At 39.0% G+C, this 16,741-nt stretch carries 18 protein-coding genes; 12 read left to right on the top strand and 6 right to left on the bottom strand.

Annotated elements, in window-relative coordinates:
• The first annotated feature begins 242 nt into the window (after positions 1 to 242).
• The 3 genes from FN924_RS16955 to FN924_RS16945 all read left to right on the top strand — a co-directional run bounded on the left by FN924_RS16955 (position 243) and on the right by FN924_RS16945 (position 3,220).
• On the top strand, positions 243 to 1,049 hold the full coding sequence (locus tag FN924_RS16955; RefSeq protein ID WP_143897272.1) for a TerC family protein: 807 nt from the start codon (positions 243 to 245) through the stop codon (positions 1,047 to 1,049).
• Positions 1,050 to 1,481: 432 nt separating this feature from the next.
• The gene (locus FN924_RS16950) at positions 1,482 to 1,931 is read left to right on the top strand and encodes an OsmC family protein (protein ID WP_143896523.1); all 450 of its coding nucleotides are present in this window, start codon (positions 1,482 to 1,484) and stop codon (positions 1,929 to 1,931) included.
• A 95-nt stretch (positions 1,932 to 2,026) separates the two neighbouring features.
• A complete protein-coding gene (locus FN924_RS16945; protein ID WP_194709668.1) occupies positions 2,027 to 3,220 on the top strand; it encodes an aminopeptidase in 1,194 nt (397 codons plus the stop codon).
• Positions 3,221 to 3,366: 146 nt separating this feature from the next.
• Here FN924_RS16945 and FN924_RS16940 read toward each other — a convergent pair whose 3' ends face one another.
• Entirely contained in the window at positions 3,367 to 5,190 is a 1,824-nt protein-coding gene (locus tag FN924_RS16940; protein WP_323368628.1) for a DNA ligase D, read from the bottom strand.
• Between the two features lie 105 nt (positions 5,191 to 5,295).
• On the opposite strand from FN924_RS16940, the gene ku reads away from it, so the two are divergent.
• The 5 genes from ku (at position 5,296) to FN924_RS16920 (ending at position 8,752) form a co-directional block, all read left to right on the top strand.
• Positions 5,296 to 6,150 (top strand): non-homologous end joining protein Ku, encoded by an 855-nt coding sequence (ku, locus tag FN924_RS16935; RefSeq protein ID WP_143896519.1) that lies wholly within the window; start codon positions 5,296 to 5,298, stop codon positions 6,148 to 6,150.
• 248 nt (positions 6,151 to 6,398) lie between these two features.
• Positions 6,399 to 7,439 (top strand): acyltransferase family protein, encoded by a 1,041-nt coding sequence (locus FN924_RS16930; protein WP_143896517.1) that lies wholly within the window; start codon positions 6,399 to 6,401, stop codon positions 7,437 to 7,439.
• Between the two features lie 334 nt (positions 7,440 to 7,773).
• On the top strand, positions 7,774 to 7,908 hold the full coding sequence (locus tag FN924_RS19630) for a hypothetical protein (RefSeq protein WP_267129001.1): 135 nt from the start codon (positions 7,774 to 7,776) through the stop codon (positions 7,906 to 7,908).
• A gap of 188 nt (positions 7,909 to 8,096) precedes the next feature.
• Positions 8,097 to 8,366: a YwdI family protein gene (locus FN924_RS16925; protein WP_143896515.1), complete on the top strand. Its 270-nt coding sequence runs from the start codon at positions 8,097 to 8,099 to the stop codon at positions 8,364 to 8,366.
• 17 nt (positions 8,367 to 8,383) lie between these two features.
• Positions 8,384 to 8,752, top strand: coding sequence for a DUF423 domain-containing protein (locus FN924_RS16920; protein ID WP_143896513.1), 369 nt, complete (start codon positions 8,384 to 8,386; stop codon positions 8,750 to 8,752).
• Here FN924_RS16920 and FN924_RS16915 read toward each other — a convergent pair.
• From FN924_RS16915 to hemQ, 4 genes are all read right to left on the bottom strand, one after another.
• Entirely contained in the window at positions 8,739 to 8,993 is a 255-nt protein-coding gene (locus FN924_RS16915; protein ID WP_143896511.1) for a hypothetical protein, read from the bottom strand. The two genes, FN924_RS16920 and FN924_RS16915, sit on opposite strands and share 14 nt — an antisense overlap.
• An 81-nt stretch (positions 8,994 to 9,074) precedes the next feature.
• Positions 9,075 to 9,593 carry a spore coat protein GerQ gene (gene gerQ / locus FN924_RS16910; RefSeq protein ID WP_143896509.1) on the bottom strand — a complete coding sequence of 173 codons (519 nt, stop codon included), beginning with the start codon at positions 9,591 to 9,593 and terminating at the stop codon, positions 9,075 to 9,077.
• 102 nt (positions 9,594 to 9,695) lie between these two features.
• On the bottom strand, positions 9,696 to 10,121 hold the full coding sequence (locus FN924_RS16905) for a cell wall hydrolase (protein ID WP_143896508.1): 426 nt from the start codon (positions 10,119 to 10,121) through the stop codon (positions 9,696 to 9,698).
• 182 nt (positions 10,122 to 10,303) lie between these two features.
• A complete protein-coding gene (gene hemQ, locus FN924_RS16900; protein WP_143896506.1) occupies positions 10,304 to 11,050 on the bottom strand; it encodes a hydrogen peroxide-dependent heme synthase in 747 nt (248 codons plus the stop codon).
• A 265-nt stretch (positions 11,051 to 11,315) separates the two neighbouring features.
• Here hemQ and pta point away from each other — a divergent pair, with 265 nt between their 5' ends.
• Both pta and menC read left to right on the top strand, forming a co-directional pair.
• Entirely contained in the window at positions 11,316 to 12,287 is a 972-nt protein-coding gene (gene pta, locus FN924_RS16895) for a phosphate acetyltransferase (RefSeq protein WP_143896504.1), read from the top strand.
• Positions 12,288 to 12,586: 299 nt separating this feature from the next.
• Positions 12,587 to 13,660: an o-succinylbenzoate synthase gene (gene menC / locus FN924_RS16890; protein ID WP_143897270.1), complete on the top strand. Its 1,074-nt coding sequence runs from the start codon at positions 12,587 to 12,589 to the stop codon at positions 13,658 to 13,660.
• 142 nt (positions 13,661 to 13,802) lie between these two features.
• On the opposite strand, the gene FN924_RS16885 is transcribed toward menC, so the two are convergent.
• Complete coding sequence (locus FN924_RS16885; protein WP_143896502.1) at positions 13,803 to 14,666, bottom strand: lipoate--protein ligase family protein; 864 nt, start codon at positions 14,664 to 14,666, stop codon at positions 13,803 to 13,805.
• 226 nt (positions 14,667 to 14,892) lie between these two features.
• Here FN924_RS16885 and FN924_RS16880 point away from each other — a divergent pair, with 226 nt between their 5' ends.
• Together FN924_RS16880 and FN924_RS16875 are read left to right on the top strand one after the other, a co-directional pair.
• Positions 14,893 to 16,191 carry an HD domain-containing protein gene (locus FN924_RS16880; RefSeq protein ID WP_143896500.1) on the top strand — a complete coding sequence of 433 codons (1,299 nt, stop codon included), beginning with the start codon at positions 14,893 to 14,895 and terminating at the stop codon, positions 16,189 to 16,191.
• 14 nt (positions 16,192 to 16,205) lie between these two features.
• The gene (locus FN924_RS16875) at positions 16,206 to 16,712 is read left to right on the top strand and encodes a YwgA family protein (RefSeq protein ID WP_143896498.1); all 507 of its coding nucleotides are present in this window, start codon (positions 16,206 to 16,208) and stop codon (positions 16,710 to 16,712) included.
• Positions 16,713 to 16,741 lie beyond the last annotated feature (29 nt).

The following is a 16,741-nucleotide window of genomic DNA, read 5'->3' as shown; positions in this document are numbered from 1 at the left end:
AATGGTAAAGGAATGAATGTGAATTACTTGACTATTCATGTTTCTATGAATATATTAGAAATAAGTGATATTCCTAAAGGGGAGTAGCTGTACAATTTAAGTCGTCATTTCGAGATTTGTTTCTCCGGCTTAATTGGCAACGGACGTTGTTAGCGAGACCTTTACCCACTGGGTAAGGGTCTTTTTTGATGGCCTTTACCGTAACTGGTGGAGGTCATTTTCTATTTAAAGGAGTGGTTGGATTGGAATTACAGTTATTGCTTGAATATGGCTGGGTACTTATCGTGTTAGTTGCACTTGAAGGGTTGCTAGCAGCGGATAATGCATTGGTACTTGCGATTATGGTGAAGCACTTACCAGAGGAGCAAAGGAAGAAAGCATTATTCTACGGACTGCTAGGTGCGTTTGTATTAAGATTTGGTTCTTTATTTGTTATTTCATTTTTAGTAGATGTTTGGCAAGTTCAAGCGCTTGGTGCTGCATACTTACTATTTATCTCATTTAAGAATCTTTATAGCTATTGGAAAAAAGGACGAACAGAAGACGATAGTAAGGTAAAAGAAAAAACGGGAGGTGGCTTCTGGGCTACCGTGTTTAAAGTAGAATTAGCGGACTTAGCTTTTGCGGTGGATTCTATCTTAGCTGCCGTAGCATTAGCTGTTACGCTTCCGGAAACGGATTTTGCAAGCATAGGTAGTCTAGATGGTGCTCAATTTGCTGTTGTGTTGGCAGGTGGCATGATCGGGTTAATTATCATGCGTTTTGCTGCAAATGTTTTTGTGAAACTACTTCATTCTAGACCAGGTTTAGAGGTAGCTGCGTTTGTTATCGTTGGTTGGGTTGGGGTAAAGCTTGTTGTTAGTGTGCTAGCACATGAGTCCCTACACATCCTACCGCATGACTTTGCTCATTCGACAGCCTGGAAGCTAATATTCTATGGTGTACTGGTGGCTATCGCAATAGCGGGATGGTTCTTATCCTCTAAAATAGAAGAGGCGGACCAAGAAGAGGAATTAGAGGTAGAGCGAGAAAGAGAACAAGCACATTAATAAAAATGAACCTAGATACGAGTATCTAGGTTCATTTTTTAATCTGAAGATTCATAGACGATTCGTTTCGTTTTGCAGTTGATGCTGTGATGTTGAGTCGTTGAGGTTAGTCGTAGAATGTTCTGTTTCCTAGGGTAACGATTATGTACATACTGAAAATGATACTCTTGAAGATAATAACGCAAACCTTTCTTTTGTCTGTGCCTTTTTAACTCAAGAATCTCTTTTACTTTCGGTAATGTGTACCCTATTGTTCATCCCACCCTTTTCTTTATTCTCTTCTAGTTTATCGTATTAGAGAACGGGTGGCTATATGACAACACAAGATTATTGTGAAATGTTTGAGAAGCGAAAGGATCTTATGTAAAATCGTGCTTAAGAACGGTACGAGTTGAGAAACGTAAAGAACGAAAAAGAAGGGAAGTCTTATAAATGACATTACATCATTTTCACTTACAAGCGGATTGGCCAGGTGGACGAAACAGTGTAGGAAGAATAGCTGCTGGCAATCTAAAGACCACCATATCTATTCCGCCAGAAATGGATGGGCCTGGAGAAGGGACGAATCCAGATGAAATGCTATTGGGTGCTGCCGCAACTTGCTATATTATTACGCTTGCCGCAATGATTGAACGTGCAAAGCTTCCTCTTCATTTTATGGATTTGAAATCGGAAGGACAAGTGGATGTAACAAATGGCGTGTTTACGTACAAGAAAATTATTCACAGACCTACCGTTCAATTGGCATCAGAAGCAACGAGTGCAGAGCTAGAAAAGCTCAAAAAATTAACGAAGCTTGCAGAGGAATCTTGTATGATTTCACGAGCTATAAAAGGGAATGTAGAGCTTGAGTTAGAGGCGAATGTTAGCATCGTTAATTAGGGATAAAACGGAGTAGAAGTTCAAGGTAGTAGGGATTCATCCTACTATTCATTTTATCTCGATTATGAAATAATAAGAAGTAGGAGGCGACTATAATGGCAAAACAGGAATTACTTCAGAAATATGCAAAATTAGCAATTAAAACAGGTGTCAATCTTCAAGAAGGACAAGGCTTAATCATTAATGCTCCAGTGGAATCAGCGGAGTTTGTTCGTTTAGTTGCAAAGGAAGCCTATGCAGCCGGTGCAAAAAACGTACACTTGGAGTGGAGTGACGAAGATCTTACATATTTAAAAATGAAGCATGCTCCAATGGAAGTGTTAGAAACGTTTCCTGAGTGGAGAAAAGATGCATTAGTTGAAATGGTAAAGGATGGATATGGACTTTTAACGATTTATGGCCAAAACCCTGACTTACTAAAAGGGATTGATTCGGCCAGAATTGCGGCTACAAATAAAGCTTCTGGAGTTGCGCTAAGTGAATATCGTGATTATATTATGAACGATAAAGTTTGCTGGTCGATTGTAGGCTATCCAACAGCTTCATGGGCTCACAAAGTATTCCCAGAACTTTCGGAGGAAGAAGCAGTTGAAACACTATGGGATAACATTTTTAGTATTTCCCGTGTGGACGTAGACGATCCGATTCAAGCATGGAAAGAGCATAATTCTACATTAGAGAAAGCACGTAACTATTTAAATGAAAAACAATATACACAATTAATTTATAAAGCAGAAGGTACAGATTTAACCATTGATCTACCTGAAGGGCATATTTGGCATGGTGGATCTACAAAATCAGTAAAAGGGATAGAATTTAATCCGAACATGCCGACAGAAGAAGTATTTACAATGCCCCATAAATATGGAGTGAATGGGACAGTATCTAGCACAAAACCGCTTAATTACGGTGGGAATTTAATTGAAAACTTTAAGCTTACCTTTAAAGATGGAATCGTTGTAGAATATTCCGCAGAAGAAGGGGAAGAAACCTTAAAAACACTTTTAGAATCGGATGAAGGTGCGAAAAGATTAGGAGAAGTGGCACTTGTTCCGAATGAGTCCCCGATTTCTCAATCCAACATTATCTTTTTCAATACGCTATTTGATGAGAACGCGTCTTGTCACCTTGCGTTAGGAAAGGCGTATCCAACGAATATTGAAAACGGGCCAAACTTTTCGAAGGAAGAAATGGACCAACACGGTGTCAATGACAGTATTGTACATGAAGACTTCATGATGGGTTCTGCTTCCTTAGATATTGATGGAGTAACGAAGGACGGAAAATGAGAAGCTATTTTTAGAAAAGGTAGCTGGGCTATTTCTTTCTAAATTCCAATGAGGAAAACGAATTTGAAACCCGAGCTACTGTCGAATTGATTAAAGAAAATTCGAGGTAGATCGGGTTTTTCTCATTGTTGCTTAACATTTAATTCCTATGGTTTCATGCTCGTAGTGGTGAATTCGCGGAGTAGTTTTAGGTTCTGTTTACCTCTTGCTTGATGATAGGTAATAAACGGACACCCTTTTTCTTTAACACGTTCTACAACATTCTGAATAGTGAATTGGCTTGGTTGAAGTGCTTCTGTCACCTCATCCCAAAACAGTGGAGTAGAGACCGTTCCATTTTCGGTTTTTCTTGGGGAATAGGGAGAAACTAAGGTTTTGTCTTTCCCGTGTTGAATATAATCGATATATAAACGATTCTTCCGATTTTTCTTTAATCGTTCAGTTGTGAATAAATCTGGGTATTTGTTTTCTAATAACAGCGCTAATGCCATCGTAAATTGTGCCGTTTCTTCATAGGACAGGCTTTTTTCTGGAATCGGGATATAAATTTGTAGCCCTTTATTTCCTGACGTTTTAACAAAAGCAATTAAGTGGAGGTGGTCTAACAGCTCTTTGATAAGCTGGGCTGCAAAAACAGCAATAGAAAATTCCTCTACCGAGGGTGGGTCTAAGTCAAACACAATTTCGTCCGGATAATCGTCCCCGATTTTTTGAAACGGAACATGGTATTCCATTGCACCATGATTCCCAAGATATAATAGGCCTTCTACATCTCTACATACCTGTAAAATACCATCCTCTGTCTTCGGTCCAGCCAATCGGTCTGGCGCATAGGAAGGTAAGTGCTTTTGATAAAAAAATTCCCCTTCTACACCATCTGGACAGCGAATTAATGTTAATACTTTATTTTTTAAAAAGGGGAGCATATAAGGTGCAATGTCTCGTAAATAAAGGAGTAAGTCTAATTTTGAAAACTGAGGTGTTGGCCAAAACATCTTATCCTTTTTTGTTAAATCAAGATCCTCTGGAAACATGGCTAGGTTTTCCGCTATCGTTTGTAGGGTGCACTCCTCTGGCGTTATATCAAGCCGAAACTGGTGGAATTCTGGTTCGCGAAGATCATCATCCTTAACGCCTAAACAGTGAACTTCACAACAAATAGCCGGAGCTAAGTGCCATCTGTCTCCTTTTTTTGTTCCGTTTTTGGACACGAACTGTTTTAATGTAGCTAACTCTGTGTCAGGTATGCCATGCTTAAATTTACCTAACGGATGAATGACATCGTTTTTATATACGGATAAGGTAAAGTAACCATTTTTTTGATCATAACCTGTGATAAATCCTCGAATTGTCCGCCAGTTCTTTATCTTAAACCAATCCCTGTGGCTTTTCCCTTCTATGTACGTACTGGTTAGCCGTTTTGCTACGATTCCCTCGCCCTTTTCTTCTGTCACTAAAAACCATAGGTGTGAAGGGTCTGAGAACGTATTTACATAACCGATTCGTTCCCCCCACAAGACGGTGGGAGTGGGTAGAATAGATTGAAAAAAGACTTCCAGTTTTTGTTTTCGTTGTGAAAAGGCTTCGTTTAGCAGTGTTTTTCCCTTCCACCGCAGGATGTCAAAAGCTAGGAAATGGGCAGGGCGCTCCTTAGCTGCGTCTGCGATTTTCGCCTTAGCTTTAAGTCTTCCACGCTGCTGTAGCAAGTAGAAATTCGATTGAAGCTTCGTATTTAAAATGGCGATTTCTCCATCTAATTCAATAGGTAGGAATGGTAAGTATTTTTCCAAATTCTCCTCTACATAGGAGATAATTTCAGGAAAATTTGCAGATAAATTCACTTGATTTCGACTGACCAATTGGATGGAGCTGACATCAATGTGTAAGGATGCTCGAAATCCATCATATTTTACTTCATACCCCCATTCTTTTCCTTGAGGGATATCCGTGCTTGGTATTGGCTGCATCATATCCTTCATCCTCTCCTTTTTCCACTAGTGTGTCAGGTTGTAAAGATTCTTAGTCATAATGTAGACATTATTTAGCCAAACTAAGCCAAAAAGGAGAGTGGATATATGCACACAATGTGGAAAGGAACGATTAGTTTTGGACTTGTCAATATCCCAGTAAAGCTTCATGCAGCAACAGAAGATAAGGATATTAAGTTACGACAGCTTCATAAAGAGTGCCAATCCCCAATTAAGTACGAAAAGGTATGTCCAGTTTGCGACCGGGAAGTCAAACAAGAGGAGATTGTGAAGGCGTACGAGTATGCCAAAAATAAGTTTGTCATGTTAGACGAGGAGGAATTAGAAAACCTCCGTAAAGAACAAACAGATAAAGCGGTGGAAATTGTTGATTTTGTCAAGTTAGAAGAAATTGATCCCATTTACTTTGAAAAGAGTTATTATCTTTCTCCGAACGAAGGTGGAGGAAAAGCTTATACGTTATTAAGAACTGCTTTAAAGGATACAGGGAAAATTGGTGTCGCAAAAATGATGATTCGTTCAAAAGAACAATTAGCTGTCATTCGGGTTTATGAAAACACATTAGTGGTGGAAACGATCCACTATCCAGATGAAGTTCGTAGTGTTGCAGATGTACCGAATGTTCCTGCAGAATCCGAAGCGGTGGAGAAGGAATTAGCAACCGCTAAAATGCTAATTGATCAATTGACTACCGAATTTGATCCGGAAAAATACAAAGATGATTACCGAACAGCGTTAATAGAGCTCATCGAAGAAAAGAAAAATAATAATCAAACCGCGACTGCTAAGGACAAACAAGTGCCTAACAATGTGACGAGCTTAATGGACGCATTAGAAGCTTCTTTAGACCGAGCGAAAAAGACGAAGCCAACTTCTCCGAAGAAGCCGGCAGGAAGGAAGAAAACCACAACTACAACGAAAAAAACAAGAAAACAAGCATAGTGGAAAAGGTCTTTCTATTTAGTTAGAAAGACCTTTTTTTCTTTGCTAAGGATAAAGCATGGTGGCGATGAATATCATGAATGGGGGACTCGTCCGATTCACTCAATACCACGTTACAAACATTTCAAATGGTTTTAAATCTATTAACAAACTGGTAACAACCGCAATAAAAGGATAGGTAGGAATCGAATGAATATGACAGAGATAACAAGGTATTTTATGACTTTAAGAAAAGGACTGAGAAGCTTATGCAACGTAATGCGTACTTAGACAATGCGAAGGTACTTCTGATTACGCTGGTCGTCTTTGGTCATGTAATTCAGCCTTTTACTTCTGATTCAACGACAGTCCACGTATTGTATCAGTGGATTTATACGTTTCACATGCCATTGTTTATCATGTTATCAGGATATTTTGCAAGTGGCTCAAGTAAGCCTGGTTATGTGAAAAAGCTTGGGAAAAAATTAATCGTACCTTATTTATTATTTCAAATGATTTACAGCCTTTATTACTACTCCATTGGGAGAGATAACTGGGTAGAACCTCTTTTTTACCCACACTGGGCGCTATGGTTCTTAATTAGCTTGTTTTCTTGGCATATTTTATTGATTGCTTATAAACGATTAGATGCAAGGGTAGCCATTCCTTTAGCGGTCGCAGTAGGGATTGGAATAGGGTATATCGATTTCTTTGGCCATTATTTCAGTATTTCTAGAACATTTGTGTTTTTCCCGTTCTTTCTAATCGGATACTATATGAGTGAAAAGCATCTACATTTGTTAAGGAAGAAGCAAGCCAAGATTGCAGCCGCCATGCTCTTCATAGTAGTAGCAACCATCATTTATGTAACACCAGATTTTTCAACCGATTGGCTGCTAGGGTCCAAGTCTTATTCTACATTAGACGCTGAAAATATTGGGGGAGTTGCTAGAATAGGTGTTTACGGTGTTGCGGCCTTCATGTCCTTTAGTGTGCTTGCGTGGATACCGAGTAAGCGCTACGTATTTACTAAGTTTGGTGTTACAACGATCTATGTCTATTTGTTGCATGGTTTTTTCATTCAATTTTTCAGAGAAGCAAACTGGTTTGCTGTGAACCATGTCATGGATATTCTTGGGCTTTTCGTAATCTCTATCGCCATAGTCTGGCTTTTGAGCAGTAAATGGGTAACCGCAATGTTTCAACCGGTTGTTGAAGGGAAAGCTACGAATCTTCGTGACATGTGGGCGGAACGATGGAAAAAAAGAGCTGAACAGAACCATAGAAGAGAATTGTTTGAACAGAAGTAAAAAAAGAACGCGGGTCATCCGTGTTCTTTTTTTGAAAAGTTATAAATTTTTTCAAAAAAGGTTTAAGAAGAAAAAATATCGGGTAATTGTACATCTAGCGTATTTTATAAAGGTAAACGTAAAGGGAAGACAATCGTTTTACCACTTCAACTCTATTCTAAAAAAGAAAATAGGACAAATAACACAGGTATTTTGCAGGAATTTCACATTTTTTTCAGATTTTTGTTGAATAATCGAAATTATTATAGTTGAATAAGAGTAGAGATAGAGTCTAAAAATTTATTGGGATATAGTGGTGTAAGCGTTTACATTCGTGTTTAGGGGGAATTATGCAGTGATGAATTTTTCAACATTTTTAGAAGAATTTAAACAGCAACTAAGTCGTGAGCTCCAGGATAACGAATTGGAATTTATTAAGTGGATGTATGAAAATTATAAAGAAGAACAATCCACCTACAATCATTGTTGAATTGAGGATTAGTTTTGTAATACCTGTGATTCGATTTGCCCTATTTGCTACCGCTATCCATGAAAACAGTACATAATATTGATTTTGAAAGAACTCGCGAATGCTCCCTTTGTTCGTGAGTTTTATTATGTCTTTAAGGAAGACTACTTATGTTATACTAAGCTAGGATGTAGAAGGAGGAAATTCAATTGCCGATACAAGATGAGTCCGTATTGCGAAAAATGGAAGCAGAAATACAAAAGGCCCTTCAATCTAAAAATCATTCTGGTAAGTTAAGAGAACATGTTCGTGCTGTAAAATTGATGGCAGATTTAATACTGGACGACCAACAGACATGGACCGAAGGAGAACCGATTCCACCTATGCCTGCACCATCTCAAACCGAAAAGGTTCAGCTGTCAAATGGAGAACGACTAAAAGATGAGGACGCAAATGGAGATTCTATTTTTGATTTTTAATAAAGGGTGAGTGAGGAATGAAACTAATTTTCTTATTAGGTGTCCTTAATGGATTTTTAGCTGTGGCATTGGGGGCATTTGGAGCACATGGATTAGAGGGGAAGCTCTCTGAGAAAATGATTAAAACATGGGAAAAAGCAGTCACGTACCAAATGTTTCATACAATGGCATTATTCGTGACTGGTATTTTGATGATGAAATCTCAAGTTTCTAGCTTAACAGCAGCTGGTTGGATGTTCTTTATTGGGATTCTTTTGTTTTCAGGAAGTCTTTACATTTATTCCACCACTGGAATCAAGATGTTGGCTATGATTACGCCAGTTGGTGGCTTGGCATTCTTAATTGGCTGGGTAATCCTTGGACTTGCAATCACTAAATTATTTTAAAATAAAGATAGATAGAAACTAGGATGATGATACAGGCACGTACCATTTGTAAAAGAAAATGGGGACCACGCTGTTTCTTCCATTCAATGATTCCTTCAAATACAAAGCTAAAAGCCAAGGTTAATAAGGCTAAAAGCATAAGGGAGTAATCCCCCTTCACAATAGCGAAACCACCAAAGATGATGGAAAGTACGGTCATAAATAGCTGAAGACTAGTAAATTTCTTATATGGATCTTTCATACTTATTCCTCCTTATAGAAATAGAAAGCCCTTGTCGCGGAATCGCGGCAAGGGCTTTTTTTCCGTGAAGTGAACAAACGATTATCTTGGAGGATAAGCAAGCAATTGATTGCCGGGAGCTGCACCATACGGATATTCGTAGTTGATTTCTTCGTCGAATGTGACATAGTCTAAATAAATCATTGGGATCAGGAAACGGTTTTCTGTTTCGGGATCACTAAGTATAAGGTGGTCTCGCCCTGCTGCTTCAATAATGCCAGTAAACACCTTGGAATTATTATCAAAAGATGCGTAAACAACTGCTAATTTTCCTTTGTTTAATCGCAGGATGTTTTCGATGTAGGATTCTTCAATTGGCAACATTCCTGGTACAGATGCTGCCGGTCCTGCTGGAGGAACTTGCACTCCTGGTACTGGACCATAAGCAGGTGTTCCTGTTGGATAATAAGGTTGTGTAGGTACGGCTTGTGCTTGTGGAGCTGGTGCTTGTGCTTGTGCTGGTGTTGGTGTAGGTGGTGTAGGTGTATAACCATATCCAGTAGCTTGTGGTGGTGTTTGATAGTACTGTGGTGGCACATTTCGGTTTTCTTCTTTACTCATTCAAACATTCCCCTTTCGAATTTGTTAGTTTATGAGGTGGGAAAACATAAGTTTTCCTATACTTATTCGTAGTCGTGAAAATCAAGATTAGAACATTTTTTATTAGGAATACACATTTGGACAGACTGATTGTAGTGGTGAATAAAAACAATGGGACTTATGGCGACCTGAATTCCATTGGTTAAACCACTGTGCAGGACAGGACCCAGAAGGTTTGAAAAACCATAAAGAATAACTAGCGGGATGATACTTCCTACCATTTATTACTTGCCGAGCTAGCTTTATATCCTGGTCTCTTGCCCGCTGATAAAAATAACCTTTTTGTGTCGCTTCAAACCCACCTGGACTTTGGAAAACCATGTCTCTTATAGAGGTCAATTTCGTAAAGTCTAGACAATCTGATCGAACACGATTCACGCCTGTATTCCCTACCATTAGCATTCCTAGTTTTCCATCGCCTTCAGCTTCAGCTCTCATTAAACGAGCTAATAACTTAACATCCTCTTCCGTATGTCCAACAACAGCCATGATGTCACCTCGCTTGAAGAAAGACGATTGAGAAAAATAAGTTCCTCTCGCAATCCTCTACCACCATACCTATGCAAGACTTCATAGGGATATGTGTAGAATAAAAGAAGGACAACTTGTTTATCTGCAAAATTAGAGAAAAAAAGCCACAGTCTGTACAGACTGTGGCTTGTGATTCTAAATTATATAGAAAAATACGTTTCGATTTCGTCTTTTTTCAAGATATTTCCTACATAGAAAGGACCAAACTCCCCGTATCGAGCAGTTACCTCATCAAATCTCATTTCATAAACAAGTCGTTTAATATCTAAGGCATCATGGGCAAACAAGGTAACGCTCCATTCCCAATCATCAAGTCCCATCGACCCTGTAATAATTTGACGGATTTTACCAGCATATTTTCGACCTGTCCTACCATGCTCATACATAAGTTTCTGGCGGTCCTTCATTGGAAGCATATACCAGTTATCGTCACCTTGACGACGCTTGTCCATTGGATAGAAGCAAATATGATTCCATTTCGGTAAAACAGGCTTCAAGCGTGCTTGTACCTCCGGATTTTCTTCTGGGTTTTCTCCCTCTTTTGTCATGTATTTAGAAAGCTCGACGATAGAAACATAAGAATATACTGGTTTTGTGTACTCCGCAAGCTTGCTCTTATTAAATGTAGTTTCAATTTCTTGAAGCTCCTTCATGGTTGGACGAAGGACCATAGAGATTAAATCTGCTTTTTGTCCAACAATCGTATAAACGGCATGACTGCCACCTCGATTTTTTTCAGTAGCTTCCCAATCTGTAAGAAGCTCCTCAAATTCCTTTAATGCGGATTGACGTTCTTCATCGGAAGCAAGCTTCCAAGAAGACCAATCTATTGTACGTAAATCGTGTAAACAATACCAACCATCCATGGTTTCGACTGCTTCTGCCATGTAGTATCTCTCCTTCTCTGTTATCTTGTTTTTAATATAACATAATTAGGGAATGATAATCATTAAGTCAGTCTTTCCAAAAAATATCGTGTAAAATCAAACAATTGCTTATGTATCAAGGTATATAACAGGTTTTCATTAAATGCTTATATAAAAGAGTCATGAAATAGTCAATAAATGTTCAAAATTTCACAAATTATTTACTTTTGTTATATTAAAAAAAAGCGTAGTATATAATACAGAAACGAATTTTGGAGGGTTAGTTATGTCAGATTTATTTGATAATTTAAAAACAAAATTGGAAGGAAACACCAAGAAAATCGTGTTTCCGGAGGCATTGGATGAAAGAGTTCTTCGTGCGGTAAGCTCCTTGAAAAAGGAGGGAATTGTAGAACCTGTATTAATTGGTGAAGAAGATAAAGTGGTACAGAAAGCAACTGATTTTGGAATAGACATCACTTCGGTGCAAATTGTAGACCCTCAGCAATATGCCAATTTTGATCAAATGGTAGCTAGCTTTGTGGAAAGAAGAAAAGGCAAGGCTACAGAAGAACAAGCGAAAGAGATTCTTTTAAATGTAAATTACTTTGGGACGATGCTTGTGTATATGAAGGAAGCGGATGGACTAGTAAGTGGAGCGACACATTCCACGGCAGACACCGTAAGACCAGCTTTGCAAATTATTAAGACAAAAGCAGGTATTAAAAAGACGTCTGGTGTGTTCATCATGGCTCGTGAAGAGGAAAAATACGTATTTGCAGACTGTGCCATCAACATCGCACCAGATAGTCAAGACTTAGCGGAGATTGCATTGGCTAGTGCAGACACAGCAGCGATGTTTGACATTGATCCGAAAGTGGCAATGCTAAGCTTTTCTACGAAAGGCTCGGCTAAATCAGAAGAAACAGAGCGAGTTTCTCAAGCGGTTTCCATTGCAAAAGAACAAAACCCTACCCTAGTTCTAGATGGAGAATTTCAATTTGATGCAGCATTTGTTCCTTCTGTTGCAGAAAAGAAGGCGCCTGATTCTGTATTGAAAGGGGACGCTAATGTATTCATTTTCCCTAGCCTAGAGGCAGGAAATATTGGATACAAGATTGCGCAACGTTTAGGGAGTTTTGATGCAGTTGGACCAATTCTTCAAGGGTTGAATAGTCCTGTTAATGATTTATCAAGAGGCTGTAATGAAGAGGATGTATATAAGCTTGCCTTGATTACAGCAGCACAATCTTTATAGTAGAGGAGAAGAGGCTGGGACATAACGAAAAATATAAGCCGAAAAGCCGAACAACAGCCTATACTAGCTCCGGAAATATACGTAGACTCCTGCGGGGAAAAGGCATCGGTGAGACCCCACCGTGCGTCAGCACGAGGAGGCCCACCAGCCGCCCGCGGAAAGCGTCGTATATTTCCGGAGCGGGGTATAGGCACTATTTATAATTGCTCGTTTTTTCATTGCTTCCTTTATAATGGGGGGGACAGGAGGAATGCAACGTGCATCATTTTATTAAAGAGGTACATCTACATCGTTTACATATGGCTTTGAAATATCCATTCGAAACGAGCTTTGGGTCGGTGGATAATAAAGATTTTTTTATCGTTGAGGTAGTGGATCAAAATGGAATCAAAGGCTATGGGGAATCCGTTGCATTTACTGCACCTTGGTACACAGAAGAAACCACGGAGACGACAAAATATATGTTAGAAGAGTTTTTGATTCCATTACTGCTTGGGTCAGATTGGAATCACCCTGGGGAGCTTACGCGAATTTTTGGATCTGTACAAAAAAATAATATGGCAAAAGCGGCATTAGAAGGTGCGGTATGGGATGTTTATGCGAAGCAAAACCGAACGTCTTTAGCAGAAATGTTAGGTGGGACGAGAGAACGGGTAGAGGTCGGTGTTAGTATTGGCATACAGCCAACGATAGAAAAGCTAATCAGCGTTATCGAAAAAAACGTAGCTGCTGGGTACAAACGAGTAAAGTTAAAGGTGAAGCCTGGTTGGGATGTTGACATGCTAAAAGAGGTAAGAAGTGTTTTCCCGACCCTTCCTATTATGGTGGATGCGAATTCAGCATACACATTGGAGGATGTTGAGCATTTAAGACAATTTGATTCGTATAACCTTTTGATGATGGAACAACCCTTAGGCCAGCATGACTTAGTGGATCACGCAACCTTACAAAAAGAGCTTAGTACTCCGATATGCTTAGATGAAGGCATCACGTCCTATACAGATGCAAAAACGGCTATTGCTCTTGGCAGCTGTCAAATCATGAATATAAAAATAGGAAGAGTCGGGGGTATTACAGAGGCAATCCGAATACACGATTTATGCAGGCAACACAATCTTGCTGTCTGGTGTGGAGGAATGCTTGAGTCGGGGGTAGGGCGTGCCCATAATATCGCATTAGCAAGTCTGCCACAATTCAAGCTGCCAGGGGACATATCTGCATCCACTCGTTACTGGGAGCAGGATATCGTGAAACCGGAGGTTATGATGAATAATGGCTTCATCCAAGTTCCGAACGGATATGGGATTGGATATGAAATAGACTGGGATGTGTTGAATGAATTCAAGGTAGAGACCACGTCTTTTTCAAAATAGTTGGCCCTTATATTTATCAGCGATTTTTTTCTGATTTCAGCGAAAAAATCAGGATAACAGCGATTTTTTCGATATATCAGCGTTTAAAATTATATCGGCGCTTAAAGGCTAGATATGAGCGTTTTATTAAAAATCGCTCATATTATCCCCCTTCATAATCTTCATCTCGAAACCAATCGAATATTTTTCTATTGCGATCCTTCATTTGCTCTAATCGCTGCTTGTACGATTCCATTTCATCTGTTCGTAATTTGTCAGACTCAATCGGTACTTGTAGTTGGTCTAGTGTTTGAATGAGTCGTCTCTTGACTTCCCCTACTGTAACAGACTTCTGAAGTAATTGTTGCAAAGATGCCATCGTGTCAGGATCAACATCTGGGTACGAGAATTTTCCTTTTTCCCCTTGTAAACCAATTGCATAAAACTGTCGGATTAGTTCAGCGCGTGCTTTTCCGTCTCCTTCCACACACAAATATATTTGAACAGCAGTCCCGTTCTTGACTCTCCGTTGCGAAATGCCTGCGAACTTTTTCCCGCCAATACTAAGGTCATAGTCACCGGGACAATAGGACCCGACCACTTCAAATGCTTCTATATTTGTAGTGAGGTCTTGGAACATCGCTTGGATAAAGGAAACCATCGCTTCATAGCCATCGTGGATACTGACAGCCTTAGCATCAGGTATTAATAACGATACATTTAGTACTCCACGATCTAATACAACTGCTAGGCCTCCTGAATTACGCACCACTACATCATATTCCTTGCTTCTTAACCAATCCGTTGCTTCCTTTACATAAGGTAAGCGGGCATCCGGTATTCCTAGTACAATTGTTTGATCATGGACCCATAAACGTGCAGCAGGATGGGATGTTTGATTACTGATAGAGATTGCTAACGCATCATCCACTGCAAAAGAGTGAAGTGCTTTAAAATTCGGATTTAATGCACTTTGATCTATGAGTCGAAACGCAGAAGCGTTAAAAAAAGTTTTCCAATCGGTCATGGTGTATATCTCCTTTTGCTCCAGATATAGATAGAATCTATTACGCTATACGATAGGGTTGTTTTTCATTCTCCATATTATTATAGCAAAGTCCTACTTTTTCTGAGAAATCCATTTAGGTATAATGGGAAGTATTATATAATAGAAACTAAATTGTCTAATAAAGCTGTCGGTTAGCCGAATTTGTCGACTTGATTACATACTAGGTAATAGAGAGGAAAAGCGCATGTCTTATAAAACGGAACAATTACATGAAGAAAAAGTGTTTAAAGACCCCGTTCATCGCTATATTCATGTGAAGGATCGTGTTATTTGGGATCTGATAGGTGCAAAAGAGTTTCAAAGACTAAGACGAATTAAACAGTTAGGTACAACGCACCTTACCTTTCATGGGGCAGAGCATAGCCGTTTCAATCATTCACTAGGTGTATATGAGATTGTACGACGCATTATTCAAAATTTTGAAGGACGACCGAATTGGAATCCAGCGGAAAGAATTTTATGTCTTTGTGCGGCGCTACTTCATGATCTAGGCCACGGTCCCTTTTCTCATTCCTTTGAAAAGGTGTTTAGATTAGACCATGAAGATTTTACAAGGAAAATTATTCTTGGCAAAACAGAAGTGAATGCCATTTTAAAGCGTGTGGAGCCAGATTTCCCTCAACAAGTGGCTGATGTTATCAACAAAACATATGAGGACAAGCTTGTTGTAAGTCTCATTTCCAGTCAAATAGATGCAGATCGTATGGATTATTTACAGAGGGACGCATATTTCACTGGCGTAAGCTACGGTCATTTTGATATGGAACGTATTCTTAGAGTGATGAGGCCAATGGAAGATCAAGTTGTAATCAAAGAGACTGGTATGCATGCGGTAGAAGACTACATTATGAGTCGCTATCAAATGTATTGGCAGGTGTACTTTCACCCTGTTACGCGTAGTGCGGAAGTTATACTATCGAAAATATTGCATCGTGCCAAGCACTTATATGAGGAAGGCTATCAGTTTGCTTTAGAGCCAACCCATTTCCTCTCTTTCTTTTCAGGAGAAGTGGAGCTGGAAGAGTACATAGAGCTAGATGAATCCATTGCACTCTATTACTTCCATATGTGGCAGCGAGAGAATGACAACATTTTAAAGGATTTATGTGATCGGTTTATGAACCGTCGCCTATTTAAATACATCGAGTTTAACCCTAATTTGCAAATGAACGAATGGATGGAGCTTTTTTCTTTGTTTAAAGAAGTAGAGATAGATCCCGATTATTATTTAGTTGTGGATTCCTCGTCTGACTTACCGTATGACTTTTATCGACCAGGAGAGGAAGAGGAACGCCTCCCGATTCATTTGTTGTTGCCAAAAAACAACGAACTGAAGGAGTTATCTCGTCAATCGGATATCGTTGAATCCATTTCTGGTAAAAAAAGAACAGATCATAAGCTTTATTTTCCATTAGATTTGTTAGATAAAATTTCAGATGATCATCAGGGGAAGACACGGATTTTTGAAATACTGTTTGGATAAGGAGAGGGTTTATCGTGCTTGAAAATCACGCAAAGTTAATCCAGTTTTTTTCTGTATCGGACGAATTAGTAGGGCGTAAAAAACTGCAAAAAATGATTTATATTCTCAAAAAAAATCAGATTCCATTTGAAGAGAAGTATGAGTTTCACTTTTACGGACCGTATTCTGAAGAATTAACATTACGTATTGAAGAGCTTTGTAACCTCGGATTTCTTTCGGAAACGAAAGAGAAAAAAAGCAATTATTATCAATATCGTTATAAAGTGACCGAGCAAGGTCAATCCTTTTTGGAGCAATTCAATATAGAGCTACCACCTTTGGAAAATATGGTGACACAAATGAAAGAAAAAAGTTCTAGATTTCTAGAACTTGTATCTACTATTCTATATTTTGACCATCTATCAAAAGAGGAAGTAGAAGAGAAGGTACAGGTAGTGAAACGAAAACAGAACTTTACTGAGGATGACTTTAAGGAAGCTTGGTCATTCATTGAAGAGATGAGTAAACTAGTAACTCATTAAAGATAAACAGCCTGCAAACAAAATTATGC

The sequence above is a fragment of the Radiobacillus deserti genome, from assembly GCF_007301515.1.
Classification (GTDB): domain Bacteria; phylum Bacillota; class Bacilli; order Bacillales; family Amphibacillaceae; genus Radiobacillus; species Radiobacillus deserti.
Note: the sequence above shows the minus strand (reverse complement) of the source record. Positions and strands in the feature narration are given on the sequence as shown.